Genomic DNA, 23,594 nt, shown 5'->3' with positions numbered 1-23,594 from the left:
CACTTAATGCGGTAAACCCAAAGAAAATCTAGAATACCGAATGTAGCAAATCGTGTTGATGCGATTATTATGTAACTTTGTCATCGCGAGAATAAACATGATCCGCAAATAATTTCCCACCAATTTCATAAGCGTCTGGAATAATGCGATCAAGCTGAAACCCACATTTAAGTAACACTTTCTCTGAACCAATATTTCCTTCAGTTACCACAGCTTTATAAGCATTAATTTCTTGAACCGACTCAGCCCAATCCAATAGCCCAGCAAGAGATTCAGAACCATAGCCATTACTATAAAATTCAGGTAATAAAAGATAACCGACTTCAGCAACATTATTTTCAACAGTAAAACCCGTGATACCAATAGCGTTTCCTGATTGTTTATTAAAAATAACAAAGCATAACCATGAACTGGAGTCCATATTCCATGGCACTAATCGGGATTCAAATTTATCTCTGACGACCTCAACATCTGGTTTATCGAAGCACAGTGAAATAACTTCAGGATTAGAATGTAGTTGTAAAAATAACGCCCAATCGTTTTCTGTAATTACTTCCATTTTCAAACGTTTAGTTTCGATCTTCATACCATCTGCCTCCTGTTACATAACAGTGTATTAGCAAGAAACGAGGGTAAACCAGTAAATTTTTCCGACACGATCGTTACTAATCGATTAAATTATTGTCATAAAATACGCCATTATTAGCTTTTTTAAAGCTTTTACTCGATTTAATGCGATGGAGAAAGCGAGAACTGGATTTAGGGAGCCAATTATTACAGTGAGTAACCTTTAGAATTAAAGCGAGATTTCAACAGCAACCCCATCCAACTTCCCCTTCTATTGATTATCATTATCAATTGACCATATCAATCAAGGGGAAGAGCTTGTTTGGTGATCGTTGAAATAGCTACGACAACCCAACCACCCCCTCCCTTTACCAGATGTATTGCCGTTAAACATCTGAATTGTCAGCCAAGGGAGGGCTGGGGCGGGTTGTTGCTTTGATATGCAGTGAAGAGCTAAATCGCTATTCGGCAGAAACGCGCCAACCCTGCCTAAATTTTGCTTGGTGGAAAGGCTCTATTTGATACCCCAATCATGGATGATTGGTGAGGCTTCTTGCGCACATGGATGTGCGGTTGAAGCCGTTAGCAAAGTAGAGTGTTGTAACCAAGGTCAACAAAATTTCTAGCAGCGGCCTTTTTACCACCTTTTTTGGCGGTTGAAAAAAGGTTGGTCGCCGAAGGCTGTGTGATGAATTCACCACTAAATCAAGATTCAAATAAGCTACTATGGTTCCACGCATTAGAACAAGATTTCAACACTTAACTCTCCAAAATCACCGTCGCCATCGCATAGCGTTTTTCATCTGAAATCGATAAATGGATATGCTTAACCCCTTTTTGCTCGGCCACGTTTTTTGCTTGCCCATGCAAGGTTAATACCGGTTTACCCAACTCATCATTGCAGATTTCAAAATCTTGAAAACTGACGCCACAGGCAATGCCGGTGCCGAGTGCTTTAGAGGCCGCTTCTTTGGCGGAAAAACGTTTGGCTAGATAACGGGCTTGAAACTTTAATGAATCGAATATCGCCCGTTCGGATGGCACCAAAATACGCTCGGCGAAAGACTCGCCAGAGCGTTGAAGGCTTTTTTCAATTCGTTCGATATCGGCGACATCGGTGCCGAGTCCAACAATCGCCATAATTAACGGCGCGCTTGCTGCATCACGGCTTTCATATCGGCGACCGCTTTATCTAAGCCATCAAATAATGCACGGCCAATAATTGAATGTCCGATATTCAATTCGTAGATTTCAGGCAGCGCGGCAATGGCGGACACGTTTTGATAAGTCAGACCATGCCCCGCATTCACCTTAATGCCTAAACCGTGTGCATAAGTTGCACCCGCCGCGATACGTTCAAATTCAGCTTGTTGCTCACTATCGGTTTCAGCATCGGCATAATGGCCAGTATGCAGTTCAATAAACGGTGCACCACAGGCTTTAGCGGCATCAATTTGGTTGGTCGATGCATCAATAAATAGGGATACTTTAATACCAGCATCAGTGAGTTTTTGGGTAGCTGCTTTCACTTTTTCAAGTTGACCGACCACATCCAAACCGCCCTCGGTGGTCAGTTCTTCACGTTTCTCAGGTACTAAACACACGTACTCTGGCTTGGTTTGCAACGCAATCTCAACCATTTCATCGGTGACGGCCATTTCAAGGTTCATACGGGTTTGCAGTGTTTCTCGCAAGATGCGTACATCACGATCTTTAATATGACGGCGATCTTCACGCAAATGAATCGTGATGCCATCTGCGCCTGCACGTTCGGCAATTTCAGCCGCATGTACCGGATCGGGATACTTAGTGCCACGCGCATTACGAACGGTTGCGATATGATCAATATTGACGCCTAAGTAAATCTCACTCATTTTCTCATTCCTTGTAATCAGCTGTTTCAGCTTGAATAAAATACCAAATATAGTAACTATTTCTTAGAAGCTATCATCACAAATAGCTCCCGACTTTTTAATGGTTTACTGCCAATATACGGCTTTAATGCCATGCGAGTAAATCGCTTTGCCGCTTGCAGTTGGGATTTGGTTAAAAAGCGGCGCTCACTGATCGCGACTAATTCATTACCAAGAAAGGATAAGTTATCCTGTCTGACGCTCGCAATAAAGCCTTTTTGTTCACGGTAGCGATAAGTCATGTTATCGGAGACAGGTTCACCACTGCCAGCGCAATGCAGGAAATCAACTCCGTAACCTAACGATGATAATAAGGCGAGTTCAAAACGGCGTAAGGCAGGCTCTGGGTTATCACATTGTGCTAGTTCAGTTAACGCCGCAAGATAATCATGGAAAAGTTCTGGGTAAGCGGTTTCGCTTTCAATCACTCGCGCAATTAATTCATTAACGTACATGGCTGAGTAAAGATTAATGCCAGAAAGTGGCAGACCAAGACTGATCGCCTCCGCTTCTCTTAGCGTGCGCATCGAGCCTTTACCAAACCATTTGAGTAACAGTGGGGTAAAAGGTTGCAGTACGCCTTTTAGGTTAGAGCGTTTACTGCGTGCGCCTTTGGCTAGAATGCTGACCCGCCCATATTCTTCACTGAACACATCCAAGATCAGGCTGGTTTCAGTATAAGGGCGACGATGGAGCACAAAACAACGTTGAAGACCCAAAGCGTCAGACATTATCGGTTCCTAGTGATAACTTACTAGAGGGAGTATAACTCACAAGCCATGAGCTAAGTTCAAATAAAAAAGCGATCCTGTCTTAGGACTAAGGATCGCTTTATTTTTTAAGATTCGCTTTATTGTCAGACTAAAGCTTATAAGTCATCAATGTAACCAAGTGAACGTAGTGCTCGTTCATCATCCGCCCAACCTGACTTCACTTTAACCCAAGTTTCTAAATACACTTTACGGTCAAATAACTCTTCCATATCTAGGCGAGCTTCACGGCCGATGGTTTTGATTTTTTCACCACCAGAGCCGACTACCATTTTCTTCTGGCCAAGACGTTCGACCAAAATTAAGGCATTGATATGGAAACCATCGGTATCTGGGTTGTAATCAAAACGTTCAATTTCAACCGTAACCGAGTAAGGCAGTTCTTCACCCGTAAAACGCATTAGCTTTTCACGAATGATTTCCGATGCCATAAAGCGCTGAGAACGATCGGTCACATACTCTTCTGGGAAATGATGAACCGCTTGTGGCAGAGCTTCGCGAACACGTTGGCGAATCGCATCAGTGTTACGACCATGCTTAGCTGAAATTGGAATGATATCGACAAAATCCATTTTTTCAGACAATTGTTGCATGTGAGTCATAACGTGCGTGCGATCTTTGACATTATCGACTTTGTTGATTAATAAAATGGTTGGGAAATTGGCTGTACGCAATTTGTTTAATACCATTTCATCATCCGGTGTCCACTGAGTACCATCCACTAAGAATAATACTAAGTTTACATCACTTAAAGAACTGTTGGCCGCACGGTTCATTAGGCGGTTGATTGCGCGTTTTTCTTCAATATGAAGCCCAGGAGTATCAATATAAATCGCCTGAAAAGCACCTTCAGTATCGACACCCATGATGCGGTGACGAGTGGTCTGAGGCTTACGCGAAGTGATCGAAAGCTTCTGACCTAATAAATGATTCAGTAAAGTTGATTTACCGACATTCGGGCGACCAACGATGGCAATAAAACCACAATGTTGTTCACTCTCATCAATGGTGGCTTCAACTTGAGAAGGTTGTGCTTCGCCAGCAAAATAGGCATCAAGATCAAACTCTGGTTGCTCATTATCTTGGGCATCAATTTGATCGTTCTGTTGATCTTTCTTATTTGTCATTGGTCAGTACTCCTAACGCAAGTTCCGCTGCAGACTGCTCCGCTTTACGGCGACTGGTGCCTTTTCCGACGACAGGATTGGCAACACCGGTAATGTCACATGAAACAGTAAACTCTTGGTTATGCGCTTCGCCTTTAATTTTTTCCACTGTGTAAAGCGGTAAAGGTTTGCGACGACCTTGCAGAAATTCCTGCAATTGAGTTTTAGGATCTTTTTGTGAAATACCCGGTTTAATGGCTTCCAAACGCGATTGATACCAATTTAATACCACGCCACGCACCACTTCAACATCACTGTCGAGGTAGCAAGCACCGATGATGGCTTCAACGGCATCAGCAAGGATTGAATCACGACGGAAACCGCCACTTTTCAATTCGCCTGGACCTAATTTTAAGTAGTCTCCTAGCTCAAACTCACGTCCAAGCTCCGCTAACGTTTGACCGCGAACCAATGTCGCGCGCATGCGGCTCATATCCCCTTCATTAATTTTAGGGAAGCGATGATACAACTCATCAGCAATGACAAAACTTAAAATTGAATCGCCCAAAAACTCTAAACGTTCATTATGTTTGCTATTCGCACTGCGGTGAGTCAGTGCGAGGTTAAGACGATCGGCGCTATTAAAGCTATAACCGATCTTCTTTTCTAACTTAGGTATCTGAGAATTCATGCTCTCTCAATTATATTAAGCCGCCGATACGATTAAATCGCACGCCGGATGGGATCCACGAAGGTAATACGCTATCCGCATCACGATCAAATTCAAAGCTAATCCAAATCGCTACTGCTTTTCCGACTAGATTGGCTTCCGGTACAAATCCCCAATAGCGACTGTCTGCACTGTTATCACGGTTATCACCCATCATAAAGTACTCGCCTTGAGGCACGACCCATTCTGCTTGATAAGGTCTTGGCTGGTAAGCCGCCACGTTATCGCGTCGAACAGGGCTAATTAAAATACTATGCGCGACATCGCCAAGTTGTTCTTTCGCTTGGATCAGCGGAACACCATCTTGGAAGAAGTCACTTTTTTTCACATCAGAGCGTGGCACTGGCTTACATTCTTGACTGCCAGGCGACTGAACACACACTTGTTTATCTTCAGTATAGCGGATCGTATCGCCAGGCATGCCAACAAGACGTTTAATGTAGTCAATATTTGGCTGTGGTGGGTAACGGAATACGATAATATCCCCACGCTTTGGCTCACCAGTTTCAACAATTTTCGATTGAAATACTGGATCTTTAAGCCCGTAAGCAAATTTTTCAACTAAGATAAAATCACCGACCAATAAGGTTGGCATCATCGAGCCTGACGGTATTTGAAATGGTTCGTAGATAAAGCTACGCAAGATCAAAACAAACGCGATCACAGGGAAGATAGACACACTGTTCTCGACCCACCAAGGTTGGCGATTGACCTTTGCCACCACTTCTTTCGGTAATGGTTCATTGGTTTTGGTTTCAATATCAGCCACGGCTTGTTGACGTTTTTTCGCCCACACCAATTTTTCAAATGCCCACACAATACCGGTAACAATGGTCACAAGTACTAAAATCAATGAAAATGTATTCGCCATTTGGCTTCCCTATAATTTTCTAATAAGAACAGTGAAAAACTAGGCTGTTCAAAAACAAGCAAAGTGAAAGAGCGCACTCTTTCACTTCTGGTTATCGAGTAAAGATATTGTCAGACCCAAGCTTTGCTAACATCAATGCTTGGAAAATTAATCTTTACCAACATGAAGGATCGCAAGGAACGCTTCTTGTGGTAATTCAACATTACCAATCTGCTTCATGCGTTTTTTACCTTCTTTTTGTTTCTTCAATAGCTTTTTCTTACGACTCACATCGCCGCCATAACATTTTGCGATTACGTTTTTACGCAATTGTTTCACGGTAGAACGGGCAATAATGTGGTTACCAATCGCCGCTTGAATCGCAATATCAAACATTTGACGAGGGATAAATTCTTTCATTTTCTCAACTAATTGACGACCACGATTTTGTGAGTTGTCTTTGTGAGTAATGATCGCCAGTGCATCAACCGTATCGCCATTAAGCAATACATCCACTCGTACCATGCTTGATAACTGGTAACGTTGGAAGTTGTAATCCAGTGATGCATAACCGCGTGAAGTTGATTTTAGACGATCGAAGAAATCCAACACTACTTCCGCCATTGGCAGATCGTAAGTTAAGGCAACTTGGTTACCGTGGTAAACCATATCCACTTGAGTACCACGTTTTTCGATACATAAAGTGATCACGTTACCTAAGTAATCGGCTGGCACTAAAATATTACAACGGGCAATTGGCTCACGAATTTCATCAATATCATTAATAGCGGGCAGTTTTGCAGGGCTATCAACATACATGATGGTTTTATCGGTTTTTACCACTTCATACACTACGGTTGGCGCCGTTGTGATCAAGTCTAAATCGTATTCACGCTCTAAACGTTCTTGAATGATTTCCATGTGCAACATGCCAAGGAAACCACAACGGAAACCAAAGCCTAATGCGGCTGAGCTTTCTGGTTCATAAAATAATGAGGCGTCGTTTAAGCTTAACTTGCCCAGTGCATCACGGAAGTTTTCATAGTCATCCGATGATACCGGGAACAAGCCAGCATAGACTTGAGGTTTTACTTTTTTAAAGCCTGGAAGACGAGTTTCACAGCCGCCTTTAGCGTGAGTTAATGTATCCCCCACTGGCGCGCCTAAAATATCTTTAATACCACATACTACCCAGCCTACTTCACCAGTGTTCAAACCATCGGTATCGATTTGCTTTGGTGTAAAGATACCAATGCGATCCACTCCCCAAACTTGGCCAGTGCTCATCACTTTGATTTTGTCATTTTTCTTCAGTGAACCATTTTTGATTCGAACCAAAGACACTACACCTAAGTAGTTATCAAACCATGAGTCAATGATCAGTGCTTGCAGTGGCCCATCTGGATCACCTTCTGGCGCGGGGATAGATTTAACAATTTCTTCTAATACCAGATCGACGCCGATACCGGTTTTGGCCGAACAACGTACCGCTTCCATCGCATCAATACCTACGATGTCTTCAATTTCTTCTGCTACGCGTTCTGGATCGGCCGCAGGTAAATCAATCTTGTTTAAGATTGGTACCACTTCCAGTTCCATTTCAATCGCGGTGTAACAGTTAGCCAAAGTTTGAGCTTCAACCCCTTGACCGGCATCAACCACCAATAACGCACCTTCACACGCCGCTAGAGAGCGAGATACTTCATATGAGAAATCAACGTGTCCTGGGGTATCGATAAAGTTCAACTGGTAGGTTTCACCATCGTTGGCTTTATAATCTAAGGTAACGCTTTGTGCTTTAATGGTAATGCCGCGCTCACGCTCAAGATCCATTGAGTCTAATACTTGAGCCGCCATTTCACGTTCAGATAGGCCTCCACAAACTTGGATGAGACGATCAGAAAGGGTCGACTTACCGTGGTCGATGTGGGCGATAATCGAAAAATTACGAATGTGCTTCATGCTAATGACGATACTCAATTTAAAAAATGAAAAATAGAAACGCACGCTCAATAAGCGGGTTTCATTAAAGTGGATGGGATTCTACCCAATTTCAAGCAAGGTAGCTATACCCTTATGACTTGAAGACGTAACTTGAAGCAACAGCGTTATCACTGTCACTGGCGTAAGAAGGGGCGATGGGATCAACAAATAGGCTGGCCTAACACTCGAATTAAACTCACTTCACGGCCAACTTTGGTCTCTAACCAATCGGTGAGAGGCTTTGCAAAGTAAATACCCACACCACCAAATAAGAAGAACATAAAGATCACAATGCCTTCTCCGCCGCCCAATAATGGTCGTAACCACACTTGCGCGATCAAACTACCAAGCATCATCGCCACTAAAGGCAACAAATAAACAGTTAACGCAGAAAGCACTAGGCTTTTTTCAGGTAGACCGATCTCGACAATTTGCCCTGCTTTCAGGCTTTTACCGGCTTGAGCTAATTGATCTGAGTCCAATTGCCATTCATGCGATTTATTACCTAGCGCTTTAGATACCATGCCAGTACCGCAACTTTTTTGCGATTTGCAATGATTGCAGCTGGTCTGTTGTTCACAACTCACTTTGACCACCAGCTTACCACTGCGACTTGCGACATCGATGACAGTTGCCAAAGCAGTCATCATTTTTGACCACCTTGGGCTGTGGTTGCTTTATTGGTATTCGAGGCGTTATTACTTGTTGCCGCTGTAAATACCACCGAATCGGCAATACGTTTCGCCGTTACCGCGGGAATGTCACCGATCACTGAAATCTCTTTATTATCTTTAACAAAGGTTTGCAACGTGCGACGACCTTGACGGTAAATTTGTGCTTTGCTATCTGGTGAATCTAGATCCGAAACATACACCGAAAAGCTAAATAAACCGTCGCTATAAAGTTGGCTTTCAACCACGCTATCGGTGATCGGAATACGGTATCGATTCAAATCATTGGCTTTAAAACCATTTGGCACCCAACTCACTTTCCAATCGGCAAGGGTTGGTTGAGGCTTAGGAATAGTTAGAACATCCGGTAATTCAATGGTATTTAAACGTTCAAGTATATTGGTGATGTGTTCGCTAACCGCATAAGAAATGGTGCGATATTGCTCTAACACTTCACCATTACGTTCCACTAAATCAGCGCGTAAAGGCAATTTAGTGCGCTCATCAATCCAAACCACATAGGAATAACGCAGCCCATCTTTTGGCACTACGCGGATCACTTGACAGGCAGCGCCAGCTTCACGAGCACGGCCCATTTTGACAAAGTCATACAACTGAGCGAGCTGATCAATATTGGTATTAATCATAGGTATGATAGGACCGACCATGCTGCCAGAGCTGATACTAAATGGCTCGATGCCAGGCTCGACATAGCTCACTTCATCCGCACGCCGGATCACTTCACGGATCGGGCCGCTTAAGTAGACTAAATGCGCCAGTTGCTTGTTCTTATCGACCGCATGACGATAAAGCAGCGGTTCAATGCTGTTTTTCTTAATCAGAATGTAAGACATTTCATAACTAAGGGTTTGACTGGCTTCGCTCATCTGATGCAACAAAGCCTCAGCAGAGACAGTATCGTCTGCTGAGGCAATTTGACTAAATAAGCTGAATAGTAATCCAATACTAATCAGTAGTTTTTTCATTATGTTACCGCTCTGGTGTTAAGCAGTTATTCACTGGTGTGATTAAGACGTAACTGCAATTCATAATCTTGCATTAAAGCATTAATGCGTCGGTGCTGTTCCATCGCTTTCGCTTCACCGGATTGAGGGCGGATTGAATCACGAGTTAAACTCACAGGCTCTGCCGATCCAGCAAAAGGAATCGTTTGTAGAACGGGTAATTGATCGGCATCAGTTGGTGCTGAGTTGCTACCAGAATATTGTTGCACTCCAAGCACTACTACCATAGACACACAAGCGGCAATACCAATCTGAGTAATATTCGATAACCACGCAGGCATCGCTTTACGTGCTTTTTGTGGTTTAGGTTGCGATTCTATCATCGGAGTTACATTGGTTAACCCTTGGTTATGGGTAGAATGCGCAGGCTCTGCATCCAGTGCCATCGCAACATTTGCTGCGATATCCCAAGCGGGCATATTCTGCGGCGCTTCTCCGCGCAACGTATCACCGATTAAATGATAATGACTCCACGATTGCTGTGCTTCAGCATCGTTTTCAATATCGCTTATCAATGATTGATCGACAAGCTCGCCATCCATTAGAGCTGAGATCTGTTGTTTACTGGTCATATTCATCACCGTATTTATAAGGCTATTGGCGCTGCATAAGTGGGGTTATTTTCTTTTCCACTGCATCACGAGCCCGGAATATCCGAGAACGAACGGTCCCAACAGGACAATCCATCACTTCAGCAATTTCTTCGTAACTTAAACCATCTAGTTCGCGTAAGGTCATTGCTGTTTTCAAATCTTCAGGCAGTGCTTCAATTGCGTGAAAAACCACCTGCTTTAATTCTTCTGACAACGTTAAGTTCTCAGGGTTCGATATTTCTTTTAATGCACTACCAGATTCGTAATATTCTGCGTCTTCTGCATCGACATCACTGGCTGGAGGTCGACGTGATTGAGCGACAATGTGGTTTTTAGCGGTATTGACCGCAATGCGATACAACCAAGTGTAAAAAGCACTTTCACCACGAAACCCCGGAATGGCTCGATAGGCTTTAATAAACGCCTCTTGAGCAACATCCGGCACATCTGCTGGGTTTTTTATGTATCGTGATATTAAGCTGCATACCTTGTTTTGGTACTTGATGACCAAAAGATTGAATGCTTGCTTATCACCATTTTGAACCCGCTCAATTAAGACTTGATCAGTCAACTGCTCGCTCATTTCGAGCACCTACCCCTGTTGTTATGCTCTTATCTTCTCAGATATGAACGCTGTTTCTGTATATTGAAAATGGACATCACAGCTTAGCCGATCACTAATTATGACTTGGGAAAACAAAAAAAGTTCCATAAATTAAAATTTTTCGCTTTTCAATTATAAAGTGTGATGTAATTATCATTCACTCAGATCACCCAATCAGCCACTGTAACGCTGATGCAGGGGAATGCTTATTCATTTATGGCCGTCATTATAAGGGCATCTATACATTAATTAGTATTTTTTTTGTTATTTATATCGCTCAAGTAACAATTATGAGTCAAATAACAAGAATGAATTATGCCGCCTAGGCTAACTTAGTGTAATTCATTGATTCAACCACATAATTAGGGATTGATACAAGCTTATGAATTCAAATAGTAATGAGCACCAATGTGATGTTCTGGTGATTGGTAGTGGCGCGGCCGGTTTATCGTTGGCGTTACGTGTTGCCGCTTTCGGCAAGGTAATGGTGCTCAGCAAAGGACCGATGTCAGAAGGCTCAACTTATTATGCCCAAGGTGGTATTGCTGCGGTTTTCGATGAAAATGACAGTATTGAATCTCATGTTGAAGATACCTTAATCGCCGGCGCTGGCATTTGTGAAAAAGACACCGTCAACTTTATTGCTAAAAATTCTAAAGAATGTGTGCAGTGGTTAATTGATGGCGGGGTGCCATTTGATTTTGATGAAAACGATAAAAGCGCCAATCCAAAGCATCACTTAACCCGTGAAGGTGGGCATAGTCATCGCCGCATTCTTCATGCAGCCGATGCAACTGGCATGGCAATGCAAACCTCACTACAAGATAATGTCGCTCGTCATCCTAATATCCATTTCCTTGAACGTTACAATGCCTTAGATTTAATTACCGAAGATAAAATTGGCGGCGATGCGAAAAAAATCGTTGGTGCCTATATCTGGAACCGTAACCAAGAACATGTTGAATCAGTACGAGCGAAATTTGTGGTATTGGCCACCGGTGGCGCATCTAAAGTGTACCAATATACCTCAAATCCTGATGTCTCTTCTGGCGATGGTATTGCGATGGCGTGGCGCGCAGGCTGTCGAGTGGCTAACTTAGAATTTAACCAATTCCACCCTACTTGCTTGTTCCACCCTGAAGCGCGTAATTTCTTACTGACCGAAGCGTTGCGCGGTGAAGGCGCTTATTTAAAACGCCCAGATGGTACGCGCTTTATGCACGATTTTGATCAGCGCGGCGAACTGGCCCCGCGCGATATTGTGGCGCGAGCGATTGATTTTGAGATGAAGCGTTTAGGCGCCGATTGCATGTATCTTGATATTAGCCATAAACCAGCTGACTTTATCGAGAAACATTTCCCGACTATTTATATGCGCTTAAAAGATCTTGGCATTGATATGACCCAAGAGCCGATCCCGATTGTACCGGCAGCGCATTATACCTGTGGCGGTGTTATGGTCAATCAGCAAGGTCAAACCGATCTTAAAAATCTTTATGCTGTTGGGGAAGTTACCTATACCGGATTACATGGTGCCAACCGTCTTGCATCTAACTCATTATTAGAGTGTGTGGTGTACGCATGGTCTGCGGCTAACGATATTATTGCCAATTTTGATAAAGCGACCTTACCAGCCTCATTACCTTATTGGGATGAAAGCCAAGTCACCAATTCGGATGAAGAAGTCATCTTGCAACATAACTGGCATGAATTACGTTTATTTATGTGGGATTACATGGGGATTGTGCGCACCGATAAACGCTTAGAACGAGCGATGCGCAGGATTCAATTATTGCAACAAGAAACCCATGAATATTACAGCCACTTCCGAGTCTCTAATAATCTACTCGAGCTGCGTAATTTATTGCAAGTAGCGGAGTTAATGGTGCGCTGCGCGATGGCAAGAAAGGAAAGTCGTGGGTTACATTACACCCTAGACTACCCAGACAAGTTAGAAAGTAGCGGCCCAACTATTTTAGAACCTGAAACCTTTAGAACCACCAATCCGTTGTTTTAATTCTTTTAATAACCATAGATTTGAGTCGTGATCTTGATAAGTTCTACGGCTCTTTTTTTATCTCTAATCGGCCTACATTGTGGGCACTTTCTTGGGTTAATAATACCAACAAACGCCGATAGTCAGGATCGCTAAATTGATGCCGCCATAAGTGGATCACTTTTCCCTCAAGTCGAATTTGTATTAACCACATTCTAAGTTCGGTTTGAACCGATTTCACAGGCACAAATAAAGACTCTAGCGGATAAGAAGCGCAATTATCCTGCCACTCAAAATCAAAGCGATCAGAATCAAAGTAAAGTTTGAATGATAGTTGTATTAATAGCAGCGATAGCAGTAGCGGAGATAGAGAAACAACAATCACCCAATTCAGCACCAGAAAGAAAATCAGTGCGATAATATGAGGGATTGCTGTGTCTTGATAGTGAAAATGATGACGGCGGTAAACCAGTTGCTCGGGATTAACGCACTTTACTGAGATTATGGGCAACGATTTTATCCACTAGCTTGGCATGACCTAAGTGTTCACTACGCCCATGTCCCATTACCCAAGTAAAGAGGTCTGGATCATCACACTCCAGTAGCGAAACAAATTGCTGTTGCTCTGATTCTGTTAAGTCATCAAAACATTCTTCAAAAAATGGCATGATCACGACATCAAGTTCTAACATACCACGGCGACAAGCCCATTTGATTCGTGCTTTTTCTTCAGGTTTATACATAATCGTTCCATCCATTATTTTAATCACTTAAGTCTACCAGTCTGACCCTTTTCTCACTAGTATCATTATCACATTGTCATAAAAAATCAGCGCTAAACTACCGTAGTTAACGACGGTGGCTTTTAAGCATAGTTCGTTTATCGACACTTCAAAGACCGACAATAAGGGAAAGGTGACAAATCTAAGCGACAGGTTTACCATAACCACAACTTTCTATCTCAGGGCTTTATGATGAATTGGACTCCTTCTGTATCACCATTATCTTTCTCTTCTACAGATACCTTACCTGATTTGATTTTGTGCCCATTACCTTCATGGTCAAGCATTACCATGGTCGGTGATGATAAAAAATCTTACTTACAAGGACAAATCACCAATAACGTGGTGACTTTGGAGGCAAATAAAAGCACATTAGGCGCGCATTGTGATGCAAAAGGAAAGATGCTGAGTGTATTTCAATTATTCCACCACAATCACGGGTATGCGTTATTTCAACGACGTTCTGCGATTGAAAAAGAACTGGTCGAAATTAAAAAATACGCGGTTTTCTCTAAAATTGAGATCCTGCAAAGTGATGATGTCTGTATTGGATTAATCGGCGAGCAAGCGGATAGCTTCATTAATGGTTTAAACGATGACGATAGCGATGTGCGAGCGATTGCCGGCGGAACCGCGGTGAGAATAGACCGTAATCGTTGGTTGTTGTTGATATCAAATGAGCAAGTAACCCCGTGCGCAGAAAGTGCATTATCAGCGGGTGCGACACTTTGCGATGAAAGTATTTGGGATTGGGCCGATGTTATCTCCGCCCGCCCTCGTCTAGATGCTGCCGAGCAATTAGAACATATTCCGCAAGCGATGAATTTGCAGGCGCTTGACGGCATCTCTTTTACTAAGGGGTGTTATACCGGTCAAGAAACTATTGCTCGTGCTAAATATCGCGGCATTAATAAGCGTGCCATGTTCTTACTTGAAGGCCAAGCGGGTAGCACATTACCCGATGATCTTAGTGTTGAGCGCCAAGTAGGAGAGAACTGGCGTAATGCAGGTAAACTTCTGGCACACTATCATTACTCAGATAACAAACTGATTGGCTTAGCGGTACTACCGAATAACTTAGACACTGACACTCGATTGCGCTTAACTCAACAGCCTGAAAGTGAACTGACGTTTGGCAGCTTGCCTTATTCTCTACAACAAGATGATTAGAGGTGTATCGATTAAGATCTCTTTTTTGTAGAAAAAAGATGTCATTATCGTCTTTTAAAAGCAATATCGCTCTCATACAACTGCCAATAATATAGAATTTATATTAACTAATTGTGAATAATTACCCATACGTATCGATATAATGTATGGTAATGACACTTGTTTTACTTTGGTGGATGCCTTTTTCCTAACCAAGTAACAAGTTAAGTGATTGATGGTTGGAACAACCGCTATAGTTGAACTCCTAACTATTCACTTTATATAATGCATCTGTGATTTTGCCCGCACCTTAAATGCGGTTTTTTTTTGTCTCTAGCAACCCGTGAAGTCTTCCATCTTTTCCACCCTATCAACTTTCCCCAACCCACACTTTCCAACCTCGATCTTAGGCAACCGACTCACAGTCCAATAAACCAGCAACTAATACTTAAAACAAATCTGTCACCATCAAAACATAAAAAATCAGAATTAACGGCTAAAAAACAAGCTTTCGACTACCACTTTAAATAATCAAAACCCAACTCTTGTCACATTTAATATCACATTGAAACACTTCTGTAACACATCATCCTGTATAATATACGCCAATTACTATAAGGATGTTAGTATGAGACTGTTTAAACGTTACACTCCAGAACAAATCGCCAAGCACATTAGCCGCCTATTTAAAGGTTATATCGAAATTGACGGTATGGGTAAGTTTGAGTTCGACAATGCCAAGTTAATGGTTCCAGCTCAGCCAGAAAATAAACACTACCAAACTGTCAAAGAAATTAATTTAGCCATCAACCGTATTCGCACCTTTGCGATGTAAGACCCATCACAGTAAGTTGCTGCTCAGGTATTGTGCATAAAAAAGGCTTGATCGTTTACCGATCAAGCCTTTTTTATGCCATTTTAATTCTATTTCTGATGTGGATATTCGCCCCATTGAAAGCGTTTAATCATAGATCAAAATTGGATACAGAGAAAAGTGTCAAAGGCCATGGATGGCCTTTTCTCAAGCGACCAAGAATGGATCAGCGTCTTTTCGGCGTATTCAAATTGATCAAAGATTAAATGATCTTATTTGACTAAGCTAGGTAACTTCCCAGTAATTCCTAATGCTCGCTTCATCATTTCTTCTTTCATGCCCGGCATATGACCAATAAATTGCATACCTAAGCCTCGAACTAACTTCTTAGCCGGATTGCCACCAGCAAACAAATCTTTAAAGCCTTGCATCGCAGCAATCATTTTGGCCGCTTCAGCTTTACGCCAACGCTCATAGCCACGCAAATTACGATGTAAACCTATATCCTCACCGCTTTGCCATAGAGAAAGCACTTCTTCCGCTAAGCTTGCTGCATCTAGAAAACCAAGGTTAACCCCTTGCCCCGCCAGTGGATGAATGGTGTGCGCGGCATCCCCGACTAACGCTACTCGATTTTGCACAAAATCACGCGCATAACGCATTTTTAATGGAAATGCGCTGCGAGTTCCTTCGACTTGGCATACACCCAAACGCACATCAAATTCAGTGGTTAAGCTTTGATTAAACGCCATTTCGGAACGCTCAACCAATGCATCGGCGCGATTAGGTTCGGTTGACCAGACTAATGAGCATAAATGAGGATCAGACAATGGCAGCAGCGCGATAGGTCCTTGCGGAGTAAACACTTGGCGTGCAACACCTTGATGCGGTTCAGTGGTACGGATATTAGCTACAATCGCACTATGGCCATAATCCCAATGGGTCAGCGGAATGTCTTGTTGTTTTCTTACCCACGAATTCGCGCCATCTGCACCCACAACTAATTTTGCCGTAAGTGAATCACCAGTCTCTAACGTGATCCAAGCTTCGCTTTCACCAACCACCATCTTGCTACAACGATTAGGCATAAATAATGAGACGTTAGCAAGGTTTTTTACTCGCTCTAATAACGCTAATTGGATCACTCGGTTTTCAACAATATGGCCGATATTCGATTGGGATAATTCATCCGCATGGAATTCAAGGCGGGCAAAGCTGTCTTTTTCCCACACTTCCATTGCAACATAAGGCGCAAGACGGCGGGCAGCGATACCATCCCAAGCTTGTAGGTTCTTTAAAAATAGCTCGCTGGCACGACTTAATGCCGACACCCGTGTATCTGGCATACTGTCGAGTTCTTGATTGGGTTCAACACCTTCAATCACGGCGACTCGCAAGTTAGAGTCGGCAAAAGACGCCGCTAAGGCAAGTCCCACCATGCCGCCACCCACAATAGCAATATCAAAACTTTGCATGTTATCGCTCCACTAATCCCATAGTTCGTTTAACTATAGGCTGTTTAATACAAGATAGATTACCCATTGCCATTAAAGCAAGGTTGCGACCCACCCGCAGGCTAAGCCAATCATTAGAAAATATATTCACTAAACTGGATGTCAGTGACATGGTTTGATTTCGGTCCTGCTCGCGAGATTGACGATATTGCGACAACACAGTATATGCGCCAATATCTTGTCCTTGTTCAAATGCCTGAGTGATGCTCTCCGCTAGGCTCATCACATCGCGGATCCCTAAATTAAACCCTTGCCCTGCAATAGGGTGTAAGGTTTGCGCGGCATTTCCCACTACCGCAAAACGATGCGAGATCACCGACTCTCGATAGCGTAACAATAATGGATAACTGGCACGCACGCCAACTTTCGTGATCGCCCCTAAACGCCAACCAAATTGTTGCTGTAACGCTTGAGTGAATGCCTGCTCATCAAGCGCTAGTATTTGCTCTGCTTGTTGCGGTGGTAAGCACCACACCACTGAACTGCGCTGATCCGACATCGGCAAAAAGGCCAAAGGGCCAGATGAAGTAAAACGCTCAAATGCTTTACCATTGGGTGGCAGTTGAGTAGAAACATTCACGATCACGGCATGTTGTTCAAAATCAACTTCATTGAGTTCAATATCCAGTAACTTGCAACTTTGAGATAGTGCCCCATCCGCGGCAACCAATAGTTTTGCCTGGAGGTGATTGCCATCGTTAAGTTCAATCACTACTTGTTCAACACTACGCTCAATGCGTTTAACTTGAGCGGGACAAAAATAGTCAATGGCGGCATGATTTAATTCGGTGTTGTTTAATTCGGTATTGTTTAATTCAGCTTGATATAATCGCCCAACATCCGCCAGTTCGACCACATAACCAAGTGCATCCACCCCTTGTGATTTAGCATCAATATCAGTGAAACCAAGGTGTCCTCGATCTGAAACTTGAATATCCGTAATGGCGGTTGTGATTGCTGAAAACTTATCCCATAACCCGAGTGTTTTTAAGATATTGGCGGTGCCATACGATAAAGCAATCGCTCTAGCATCAAAGCCTGGATGTTGCTCGCTATTAACTGGATGCGCTTCAATCACCGCAATAGAAAGCTTGCCGTGACACAAACGATGTAAAGCTAAAGCCAAGGTTGAGCCCGCCATTCCCGCGCCCACAATCACAACATCATACTGCTTCATAAGTCTCTCTGGTTATTAAAAACACACTTTTGATTAACGACTATTGTGGCTGAAAGACCCTGTCGTTAACTTGAACCCGCAAGCATTAATGTAATGTTTTACTGCTCGAAACTTCTGCGTTTATGGCCGGTTTTGCACCTAGATCAGAATGTATAGTTAAGACACACACTTTCACATGCTCAAGCACTTGCTCAAGTAAAATAGCTTGCTCTTGTAGATCGTCGTCTTCGTCGATACCCAATTTCGAAATTTCTTCTAGATCCGCTAAGGCTTCTTTGGTTTCAGTCGATAATTTGGTTAAAGTCGCGCCCGATAACCCAAGACCAGAAATAAAATGATTCACCCAGTCGGATGTACCGTCTGCGTACGCTAGTAAATCATCATCACTTGGTAATAGTAAATTGAATTCCATGTCAGTGCCGGTCAACTCTGCCACAGAAACCGCATAGACGAGCTCTGCCATTTGCATCGCTTTGCTGCCCCAACCCAAACCTTCATTGGTGTAATCTTGTAGTAAGACCTTCCAATTTTGTCCCTCTAAAGGCAAACCACCGCATAACATTCCGGCGATCAAACCTTGCAATTCAGCAGGAGTAACCGATAACGAGGCGGCAGTAAGTTCAGTTTGGGCTAAGGTGTATTCAGGCAGGCGAATTTGAGTCATGAAATATCTCACTTGGCTATAATGGTAATGAATGAATCAATAAAAAAGAAAGCGATACAAATAAGCAGGCATTCTTTAATGATAATGAGTTCGAGTATATCAATTCCCAGCGGCTACCGAAAACCATAATCGGAGTATAATTAAGTTACTTTATAATCGAATTGCTCAACAATCAGCAAAATACCCCTTCTATGCGCTGAAATGCTTGAACAATAGCAAGGGTTTAGCCTATAGTTTGCCTTTCAATGAGATCAAGTTCGTTTAGAATGTATGGATATTAACCATAATGTGAATGAGTTGATTGTTTTATCATCAGCAATAAAGAGTACACCATAGTGGAAGTCGAAATATTAGGAAAACTCACTCGTGTCAACTGCCCTTCAGGACAAGAAAAATCCTTGCAGGCTGCCGCTGATGAGCTGAATCAACGCTTGAACAAGATGACTGAACGTACTAAGGTAAGCAACATTGAACAGCTACTGATCATTGCCGCTCTTAATGCCTGTTATGAACTTAATGAACTGCAGCAACAAGTGCACAATTCGGCTCAAATCAATGAGCGCTTAGAGCATTTGACCTTAACATTAGAGCAAGCATTACCGAACAAGTCTTAAATCATTAATATTGCTTAATTTATAGTCACAACAAAAAAATTGCATCCTATTGAATGTTTCCAATAACACTCAGTAAACGGTGCAACAAAATATACCCTGGTGTGTTTGTCAGAGGATTTAAGTCCCTGAGCCGATAAGCAACAAACCAGGATTAGTATTTGAAAGCTATTGTGCAAGCTCGGCTCGTATCGAGAAGCCTACGGTTAACACTACTGATCCGCCTTGAACTCGCTGGTTCATAGGTCCATCGATTCTCAACGGCACATTGGGGTATTCTCTTTTAGAGGTCAGCTATGAACGACGCTCTCTCGCGTGACCAAATCCGCACCTCTATTCGACAAAAACGACAAACTCTCTCTGCACAAGAGCAAACCCAAGCAGGATTAGATCTGCTTAGTCACATCCAACAACTCCCCCAAATAGATCAAGCTCAAGAAATCGCACTGTATCTGTCCGTTGATGGTGAAGTCGATACCATGCCAACCATCCAATGGCTATGGCAACAAAATAAAAAAGTGCTACTTCCGGTTATTCATCCTTTCTCTAAAGGCCAACTGCTTTTTCTTAATTACACCCCGACCACACCGATGATCGCCAATCAATATGGCATATTGGAACCCAAGCTCGATCAAACTCAAATATGTCCGCTTGCCAGTGTCGATATTATTTTCACCCCCTTAGTCGCGTTTGATGATAGCGGACAACGCTTAGGCATGGGCGGCGGTTATTATGATCGCACCTTAGAAAGAGGGTTTGAGACTGGCACAGGGGCAAGCGCCATTGGCTTAGCGCATGATTGCCAAAAAGTCGCTCAGCTGCCAATCCAACTGTGGGATATTCCGCTCGCCACAATTGTGACCCCAAAACAGATTTGGCACTGGGAAAATAATTTTAACGCGTTATAATCCTGCGCAAACGTTTATATCGATCAGACTTAATCCCCCCTCTATCCATAGCTAGGAGCTACGCATGACCCAAGATGAAATGAAAAAAGCCGCCGGTTGGGCTGCATTAGATTACGTAAAACCAGGCAGCATCGTTGGTGTTGGTACTGGTTCAACGGTTAATCACTTTATTGATGCTCTAGCGACAATGAAAGGTCAAATTGAAGGGGCGGTATCAAGCTCAGTTGCTTCAACGGAAAAATTAAAAGAATTAGGCATTGAAGTGTTTGATTCAAATGAAGTGGCAGGCTTAGATGTGTATGTCGATGGCGCAGATGAAATCAACGCCCAACGCGACATGATCAAAGGTGGCGGCGCGGCACTTACGCGTGAAAAAATTGTTGCGGCGATGTCTAAAACTTTTGTTTGTATCGTGGATGGCACTAAAGCGGTCGATGTTCTCGGTAAGTTCCCTCTGCCGGTTGAGGTTATCCCAATGGCTCGCGCTTACGTGGCACGTGAACTAGTCAAACTTGGTGGCACTCCTGAATATCGTCAAGGTGTGGTGACCGATAACGGCAACATCATTCTCGATGTGCATAACCTTGCAATTGTCGATCCTAAAGGATTAGAAACCACAATAAATGGTTTAGCTGGTGTGGTTACGGTCGGTTTATTCGCTCATCGTGGCGCTGATGTCGTGATCACAGGTACCGCTGAAGGCGCAAAAATTGAAGCATAATTAAAGCCAGTTAATTCTGATTATTTATCTCCAAACTTATAACGGCATCTCATTGATGCCGTTTTTTTATACTTTATATGCGAATAGTCTTACCCAAGTTCACATTTTTTTGATACTTTAATCTACACAGACGCACATGGATCACAAAAACTCTTATACTTGCCAATTTTTGTTGGCAGTTTTGGAAAGTGCGCATCTCTTCATTGATAATTAAGGACGACGTTAAATGAGCAAAAACTCTCTCGATAAAGACAAAATAAAAATTCTTCTATTGGAAGGCTTACATCCATCTTCCGTTGAGGTACTTCAAGCGGCTGGCTACACCAACATTGAATACCATAAGGGCTCGCTACCAGAAGATGAGCTGTTAGAAGCAATTAAAGATGCACACTTCGTTGGAATCCGCTCTCGTTCAAATCTGACTCAAGAAGTATTTGATGCGGCAGAAAAACTCGTTGCCGTTGGTTGTTTCTGTATTGGTACTAACCAAGTTAATTTAAATGCGGCAGCAAAGCGCGGCATTCCTGTTTTTAACGCCCCATTCTCCAACACTCGCAGTGTGGCAGAACTCGTGCTTGGACAACTGTTATTAATGCTGCGCGGCATTCCAGAGAAAAACGCACTTGCTCATCGTGGGATTTGGAAGAAAAGCGCTGATGCCTCTTATGAAGCTCGCGGCAAGCGTCTTGGTATTATTGGTTACGGTCATATTGGTACTCAACTCAGTATTTTAGCTGAAAACCTCGGTATGCGCGTTTACTATTACGATATTGAAAATAAGCTGTCATTAGGTAACGCCACCCAAGTTCCGACCATGAGTGAACTGCTTAATAAGTGTGATGTTATTTCTTTGCACGTTCCTGAAACTGCCAGCACTCAAGAGATGATGGGCGCACAAGAATTTGCTCAAATGAAACCAGGCGCAATTTTCATTAACGCTGCCCGCGGCACTGTGGTTGATATTCCTGCATTATGTGACGCGTTAGAATCAGGGCATTTAAGTGGCGCGGCGGTGGATGTATTCCCAACAGAACCTAAAACCAATAACGACCCATTTGAGTCACCGTTAATGAAGTTTGATAATGTGATCCTGACACCTCACATTGGTGGTTCAACCCATGAAGCGCAAGAAAACATTGGGGTTGAGGTTGCAGGCAAGCTCGCTAAATATTCTGATAATGGTTCAACATTATCTTGTGTTAACTTCCCTGAAGTATCACTTCCAGAGCATACTGGCACTTCTCGTTTGCTTCATATCCATGAGAACCGTCCTGGCATCCTAACTCAACTCAACACCATTTTTGCAGATGCAGGTATTAACATTGCCGGTCAATATCTGCAAACGAATGCCGAAATGGGTTATGTAGTGATCGATGTAGAAGCGGAACGTTCTGAAGAGGCACTACTGAAAATGAAAGCAGTACCAGGCACTATCCGTGCTCGACTTCTTCATTAATTTGTCCTAGCAGCATAATCAAACGACAGTCAAAAACAGCGACTATTTCAGTCGCTGTTTTTTTATCTCTATTCCACTTACGATCGGTTCAGTTTGAATACGCCGAAAAGATGCAGCCTCACCCTTGAGCGCTTAATAAAAGGTCACACTATTGTTTGATTTTATACACCACATCGACTTGATCGCGGATCAGCATACTTTGATCTTGATAACTTTGATCGCTGGTACGACTTTTCATCATCATCACTTTAGCGCCAACAGGAGCGGTCATATCACCACGATAATGGATAGAGCGAATACCAAGTAATTGGGTATCAAACCCTTTGGCTAAGTCTTTTGCTTTTTGCTTGGCATCTTCAATCGCTGCTTGTCTCGCTTGTTGCTTATACTTGGCTTCATTTTGAGTTTTTAGTTGGATCCCATCGACTCGGTTTATCCCAGATTTCAATGCAATATCTAAATACTGATTGAGCTTGTCGAGTTGATATACCGACACCGTAATATGTCGACTCGCTTGATAACCACTCAGCTCTGGCTTTTTATCTTTCTCATATTGATACTGTGGTGCTAAGCGTAAATTACCACTCGCAATATCAGCGCGCTTGATCCCTTGCTCATCTAAAGCAGCAACAAACTGAGTCACGATTTTATCGACTGCTTGCTTAGCCGTTTTTGCTTGGCTTCGCTGGGCTTGAATCGCCACCGTAAACTCTGCCATATCAGGCTTGGCAACCACTTGACCAAAACCTGTGGTCGATAAAATGGCATGCGATACCGCACCATCGGCTAAACTCATAGCCGAAAATACACTTAAACTCAGTAATAACACCACACGACGATACATTTTCATACCTACCTCTTTATTAACAATCGTAGTAATACCAACAACATAGCTATCTGGCCAGCTAACAATACTAATTCCCTTTAATATTTGATCAATTTAATACGCCGAAAAAATGCTAATCCGTCCTTGGCCGCTTGAGAAAAGGC

Annotated in this window: 25 protein-coding genes and 1 other RNA gene; 8 read left to right on the top strand and 18 right to left on the bottom strand. The window is 43.0% G+C overall.

The window, feature by feature from the left end; all coding sequences use genetic code 11:
- Positions 1-67: 67 nt before the first annotated feature.
- The 12 genes from GFB47_RS02555 to rpoE form a co-directional block, all read right to left on the bottom strand.
- Positions 68-586, bottom strand: a complete 519-nt coding sequence (locus GFB47_RS02555; protein WP_153446312.1) for a GNAT family N-acetyltransferase — start codon at positions 584-586, stop codon at positions 68-70.
- A gap of 740 nt (positions 587-1,326) precedes the next feature.
- Positions 1,327-1,707 carry a holo-ACP synthase gene (gene acpS / locus GFB47_RS02550; RefSeq protein ID WP_153446310.1) on the bottom strand — a complete coding sequence of 127 codons (381 nt, stop codon included), beginning with the start codon at positions 1,705-1,707 and terminating at the stop codon, positions 1,327-1,329.
- 2 nt (positions 1,708-1,709) lie between these two features.
- Positions 1,710-2,441, bottom strand: coding sequence for a pyridoxine 5'-phosphate synthase (gene pdxJ / locus GFB47_RS02545; protein WP_153446308.1), 732 nt, complete (start codon positions 2,439-2,441; stop codon positions 1,710-1,712).
- Between the two features lie 56 nt (positions 2,442-2,497).
- Complete coding sequence (recO, locus tag GFB47_RS02540) at positions 2,498-3,211, bottom strand: DNA repair protein RecO (protein WP_153446307.1); 714 nt, start codon at positions 3,209-3,211, stop codon at positions 2,498-2,500.
- A 137-nt stretch (positions 3,212-3,348) separates the two neighbouring features.
- A complete protein-coding gene (gene era / locus GFB47_RS02535; protein WP_153446305.1) occupies positions 3,349-4,377 on the bottom strand; it encodes a GTPase Era in 1,029 nt (342 codons plus the stop codon).
- Positions 4,367-5,047 carry a ribonuclease III gene (gene rnc / locus GFB47_RS02530; RefSeq protein WP_153446304.1) on the bottom strand — a complete coding sequence of 227 codons (681 nt, stop codon included), beginning with the start codon at positions 5,045-5,047 and terminating at the stop codon, positions 4,367-4,369. The genes era and rnc overlap by 11 nt, the downstream gene beginning before the upstream one ends.
- A gap of 10 nt (positions 5,048-5,057) precedes the next feature.
- Positions 5,058-5,957 carry a signal peptidase I gene (gene lepB / locus GFB47_RS02525; RefSeq protein ID WP_153446302.1) on the bottom strand — a complete coding sequence of 300 codons (900 nt, stop codon included), beginning with the start codon at positions 5,955-5,957 and terminating at the stop codon, positions 5,058-5,060.
- A gap of 147 nt (positions 5,958-6,104) precedes the next feature.
- A complete protein-coding gene (lepA, locus tag GFB47_RS02520; RefSeq protein WP_153446300.1) occupies positions 6,105-7,898 on the bottom strand; it encodes a translation elongation factor 4 in 1,794 nt (597 codons plus the stop codon).
- 182 nt (positions 7,899-8,080) lie between these two features.
- Positions 8,081-8,569: a SoxR reducing system RseC family protein gene (locus GFB47_RS02515; RefSeq protein WP_153446298.1), complete on the bottom strand. Its 489-nt coding sequence runs from the start codon at positions 8,567-8,569 to the stop codon at positions 8,081-8,083.
- Positions 8,566-9,576 (bottom strand): sigma-E factor regulatory protein RseB, encoded by a 1,011-nt coding sequence (gene rseB / locus GFB47_RS02510; RefSeq protein ID WP_153446296.1) that lies wholly within the window; start codon positions 9,574-9,576, stop codon positions 8,566-8,568. The genes GFB47_RS02515 and rseB overlap by 4 nt, the downstream gene beginning before the upstream one ends.
- 26 nt (positions 9,577-9,602) lie before the next feature.
- A complete protein-coding gene (locus GFB47_RS02505) occupies positions 9,603-10,187 on the bottom strand; it encodes an RseA family anti-sigma factor (RefSeq protein ID WP_153446294.1) in 585 nt (194 codons plus the stop codon).
- Between the two features lie 22 nt (positions 10,188-10,209).
- Positions 10,210-10,791, bottom strand: coding sequence for an RNA polymerase sigma factor RpoE (rpoE, locus tag GFB47_RS02500; protein ID WP_153446292.1), 582 nt, complete (start codon positions 10,789-10,791; stop codon positions 10,210-10,212).
- A gap of 403 nt (positions 10,792-11,194) precedes the next feature.
- Here rpoE and nadB point away from each other — a divergent pair, with 403 nt between their 5' ends.
- Complete coding sequence (gene nadB, locus GFB47_RS02495) at positions 11,195-12,829, top strand: L-aspartate oxidase (RefSeq protein WP_153446291.1); 1,635 nt, start codon at positions 11,195-11,197, stop codon at positions 12,827-12,829.
- Between the two features lie 43 nt (positions 12,830-12,872).
- Here the strand turns inward: nadB and GFB47_RS02490 are convergent, their stop codons facing one another.
- Positions 12,873-13,319 (bottom strand): hypothetical protein, encoded by a 447-nt coding sequence (locus GFB47_RS02490; RefSeq protein WP_153446289.1) that lies wholly within the window; start codon positions 13,317-13,319, stop codon positions 12,873-12,875.
- On the bottom strand, positions 13,291-13,551 hold the full coding sequence (locus tag GFB47_RS02485; protein ID WP_153446288.1) for an FAD assembly factor SdhE: 261 nt from the start codon (positions 13,549-13,551) through the stop codon (positions 13,291-13,293). Before GFB47_RS02485 ends, GFB47_RS02490 begins: the two co-directional genes overlap by 29 nt.
- Before the next feature lie 231 nt (positions 13,552-13,782).
- On the opposite strand from GFB47_RS02485, the gene ygfZ reads away from it, so the two are divergent.
- A complete protein-coding gene (gene ygfZ, locus GFB47_RS02480) occupies positions 13,783-14,760 on the top strand; it encodes a tRNA-modifying protein YgfZ (RefSeq protein ID WP_153448119.1) in 978 nt (325 codons plus the stop codon).
- Between the two features lie 607 nt (positions 14,761-15,367).
- The gene (locus tag GFB47_RS02475; protein ID WP_153446286.1) at positions 15,368-15,574 is read left to right on the top strand and encodes a DUF1107 domain-containing protein; all 207 of its coding nucleotides are present in this window, start codon (positions 15,368-15,370) and stop codon (positions 15,572-15,574) included.
- A gap of 251 nt (positions 15,575-15,825) precedes the next feature.
- Here GFB47_RS02475 and GFB47_RS02470 read toward each other — a convergent pair whose 3' ends face one another.
- The 3 genes from GFB47_RS02470 to GFB47_RS02460 form a co-directional block, all read right to left on the bottom strand.
- Positions 15,826-17,028 (bottom strand): FAD-dependent 2-octaprenylphenol hydroxylase, encoded by a 1,203-nt coding sequence (locus tag GFB47_RS02470; protein ID WP_153446284.1) that lies wholly within the window; start codon positions 17,026-17,028, stop codon positions 15,826-15,828.
- 1 nt (position 17,029) lies between these two features.
- Positions 17,030-18,244 (bottom strand): 2-octaprenyl-6-methoxyphenyl hydroxylase, encoded by a 1,215-nt coding sequence (gene ubiH, locus GFB47_RS02465; RefSeq protein WP_153446283.1) that lies wholly within the window; start codon positions 18,242-18,244, stop codon positions 17,030-17,032.
- An 85-nt stretch (positions 18,245-18,329) separates the two neighbouring features.
- On the bottom strand, positions 18,330-18,908 hold the full coding sequence (locus tag GFB47_RS02460) for a UPF0149 family protein (RefSeq protein WP_153446281.1): 579 nt from the start codon (positions 18,906-18,908) through the stop codon (positions 18,330-18,332).
- Positions 18,909-19,243: 335 nt separating this feature from the next.
- On the opposite strand from GFB47_RS02460, the gene zapA reads away from it, so the two are divergent.
- The 5 genes from zapA (at position 19,244) to serA (ending at position 22,604) form a co-directional block, all read left to right on the top strand.
- Positions 19,244-19,522, top strand: a complete 279-nt coding sequence (gene zapA, locus GFB47_RS02455; protein ID WP_407701686.1) for a cell division protein ZapA — start codon at positions 19,244-19,246, stop codon at positions 19,520-19,522.
- 90 nt (positions 19,523-19,612) lie between these two features.
- Positions 19,613-19,798, top strand: a non-coding RNA gene (gene ssrS, locus GFB47_RS02450) — 6S RNA.
- A 17-nt stretch (positions 19,799-19,815) separates the two neighbouring features.
- Complete coding sequence (locus GFB47_RS02445; RefSeq protein WP_153446277.1) at positions 19,816-20,427, top strand: 5-formyltetrahydrofolate cyclo-ligase; 612 nt, start codon at positions 19,816-19,818, stop codon at positions 20,425-20,427.
- A 64-nt stretch (positions 20,428-20,491) separates the two neighbouring features.
- Complete coding sequence (gene rpiA / locus GFB47_RS02440) at positions 20,492-21,148, top strand: ribose-5-phosphate isomerase RpiA (protein WP_153446276.1); 657 nt, start codon at positions 20,492-20,494, stop codon at positions 21,146-21,148.
- A gap of 226 nt (positions 21,149-21,374) precedes the next feature.
- On the top strand, positions 21,375-22,604 hold the full coding sequence (gene serA, locus GFB47_RS02435; RefSeq protein WP_153446274.1) for a phosphoglycerate dehydrogenase: 1,230 nt from the start codon (positions 21,375-21,377) through the stop codon (positions 22,602-22,604).
- Positions 22,605-22,752: 148 nt separating this feature from the next.
- On the opposite strand, the gene GFB47_RS02430 is transcribed toward serA, so the two are convergent.
- Positions 22,753-23,454, bottom strand: coding sequence for an oxidative stress defense protein (locus GFB47_RS02430; RefSeq protein WP_153446272.1), 702 nt, complete (start codon positions 23,452-23,454; stop codon positions 22,753-22,755).
- Positions 23,455-23,594 lie beyond the last annotated feature (140 nt).

The sequence above is a fragment of the Vibrio algicola genome (assembly GCF_009601765.2).
GTDB lineage: Bacteria > Pseudomonadota > Gammaproteobacteria > Enterobacterales > Vibrionaceae > Vibrio > Vibrio algicola.
Note: the sequence above shows the minus strand (reverse complement) of the source record. Positions and strands in the feature narration are given on the sequence as shown.

What these genes read in the sequence shown, in the direction of transcription:
- ubiH (WP_153446283.1), bottom strand. Translation starts at nt 18,244, where the DNA reads ATGAAGCAGTATGATGTTGTGATTGTGGGCGCGGGAATGGCGGGCTCA.
- nadB (WP_153446291.1), top strand. Translation starts at nt 11,195, where the DNA reads ATGAATTCAAATAGTAATGAGCACCAATGTGATGTTCTGGTGATTGGT.
- acpS (WP_153446310.1), bottom strand. Translation starts at nt 1,707, where the DNA reads ATGGCGATTGTTGGACTCGGCACCGATGTCGCCGATATCGAACGAATT.
- GFB47_RS02555 (WP_153446312.1), bottom strand. Translation starts at nt 586, where the DNA reads ATGAAGATCGAAACTAAACGTTTGAAAATGGAAGTAATTACAGAAAAC.
- GFB47_RS02505 (WP_153446294.1), bottom strand. Translation starts at nt 10,187, where the DNA reads ATGACCAGTAAACAACAGATCTCAGCTCTAATGGATGGCGAGCTTGTC.
- ygfZ (WP_153448119.1), top strand. Translation starts at nt 13,783, where the DNA reads ATGAATTGGACTCCTTCTGTATCACCATTATCTTTCTCTTCTACAGAT.
- GFB47_RS02515 (WP_153446298.1), bottom strand. Translation starts at nt 8,569, where the DNA reads ATGATGACTGCTTTGGCAACTGTCATCGATGTCGCAAGTCGCAGTGGT.
- GFB47_RS02460 (WP_153446281.1), bottom strand. Translation starts at nt 18,908, where the DNA reads ATGACTCAAATTCGCCTGCCTGAATACACCTTAGCCCAAACTGAACTT.
- GFB47_RS02485 (WP_153446288.1), bottom strand. Translation starts at nt 13,551, where the DNA reads ATGTATAAACCTGAAGAAAAAGCACGAATCAAATGGGCTTGTCGCCGT.
- lepA (WP_153446300.1), bottom strand. Translation starts at nt 7,898, where the DNA reads ATGAAGCACATTCGTAATTTTTCGATTATCGCCCACATCGACCACGGT.
- GFB47_RS02470 (WP_153446284.1), bottom strand. Translation starts at nt 17,028, where the DNA reads ATGCAAAGTTTTGATATTGCTATTGTGGGTGGCGGCATGGTGGGACTT.
- pdxJ (WP_153446308.1), bottom strand. Translation starts at nt 2,441, where the DNA reads ATGAGTGAGATTTACTTAGGCGTCAATATTGATCATATCGCAACCGTT.
- rseB (WP_153446296.1), bottom strand. Translation starts at nt 9,576, where the DNA reads ATGAAAAAACTACTGATTAGTATTGGATTACTATTCAGCTTATTTAGT.
- GFB47_RS02430 (WP_153446272.1), bottom strand. Translation starts at nt 23,454, where the DNA reads ATGAAAATGTATCGTCGTGTGGTGTTATTACTGAGTTTAAGTGTATTT.
- rpoE (WP_153446292.1), bottom strand. Translation starts at nt 10,791, where the DNA reads ATGAGCGAGCAGTTGACTGATCAAGTCTTAATTGAGCGGGTTCAAAAT.
- recO (WP_153446307.1), bottom strand. Translation starts at nt 3,211, where the DNA reads ATGTCTGACGCTTTGGGTCTTCAACGTTGTTTTGTGCTCCATCGTCGC.
- rnc (WP_153446304.1), bottom strand. Translation starts at nt 5,047, where the DNA reads ATGAATTCTCAGATACCTAAGTTAGAAAAGAAGATCGGTTATAGCTTT.
- lepB (WP_153446302.1), bottom strand. Translation starts at nt 5,957, where the DNA reads ATGGCGAATACATTTTCATTGATTTTAGTACTTGTGACCATTGTTACC.
- GFB47_RS02475 (WP_153446286.1), top strand. Translation starts at nt 15,368, where the DNA reads ATGAGACTGTTTAAACGTTACACTCCAGAACAAATCGCCAAGCACATT.
- serA (WP_153446274.1), top strand. Translation starts at nt 21,375, where the DNA reads ATGAGCAAAAACTCTCTCGATAAAGACAAAATAAAAATTCTTCTATTG.
- rpiA (WP_153446276.1), top strand. Translation starts at nt 20,492, where the DNA reads ATGACCCAAGATGAAATGAAAAAAGCCGCCGGTTGGGCTGCATTAGAT.
- GFB47_RS02445 (WP_153446277.1), top strand. Translation starts at nt 19,816, where the DNA reads ATGAACGACGCTCTCTCGCGTGACCAAATCCGCACCTCTATTCGACAA.
- era (WP_153446305.1), bottom strand. Translation starts at nt 4,377, where the DNA reads ATGACAAATAAGAAAGATCAACAGAACGATCAAATTGATGCCCAAGAT.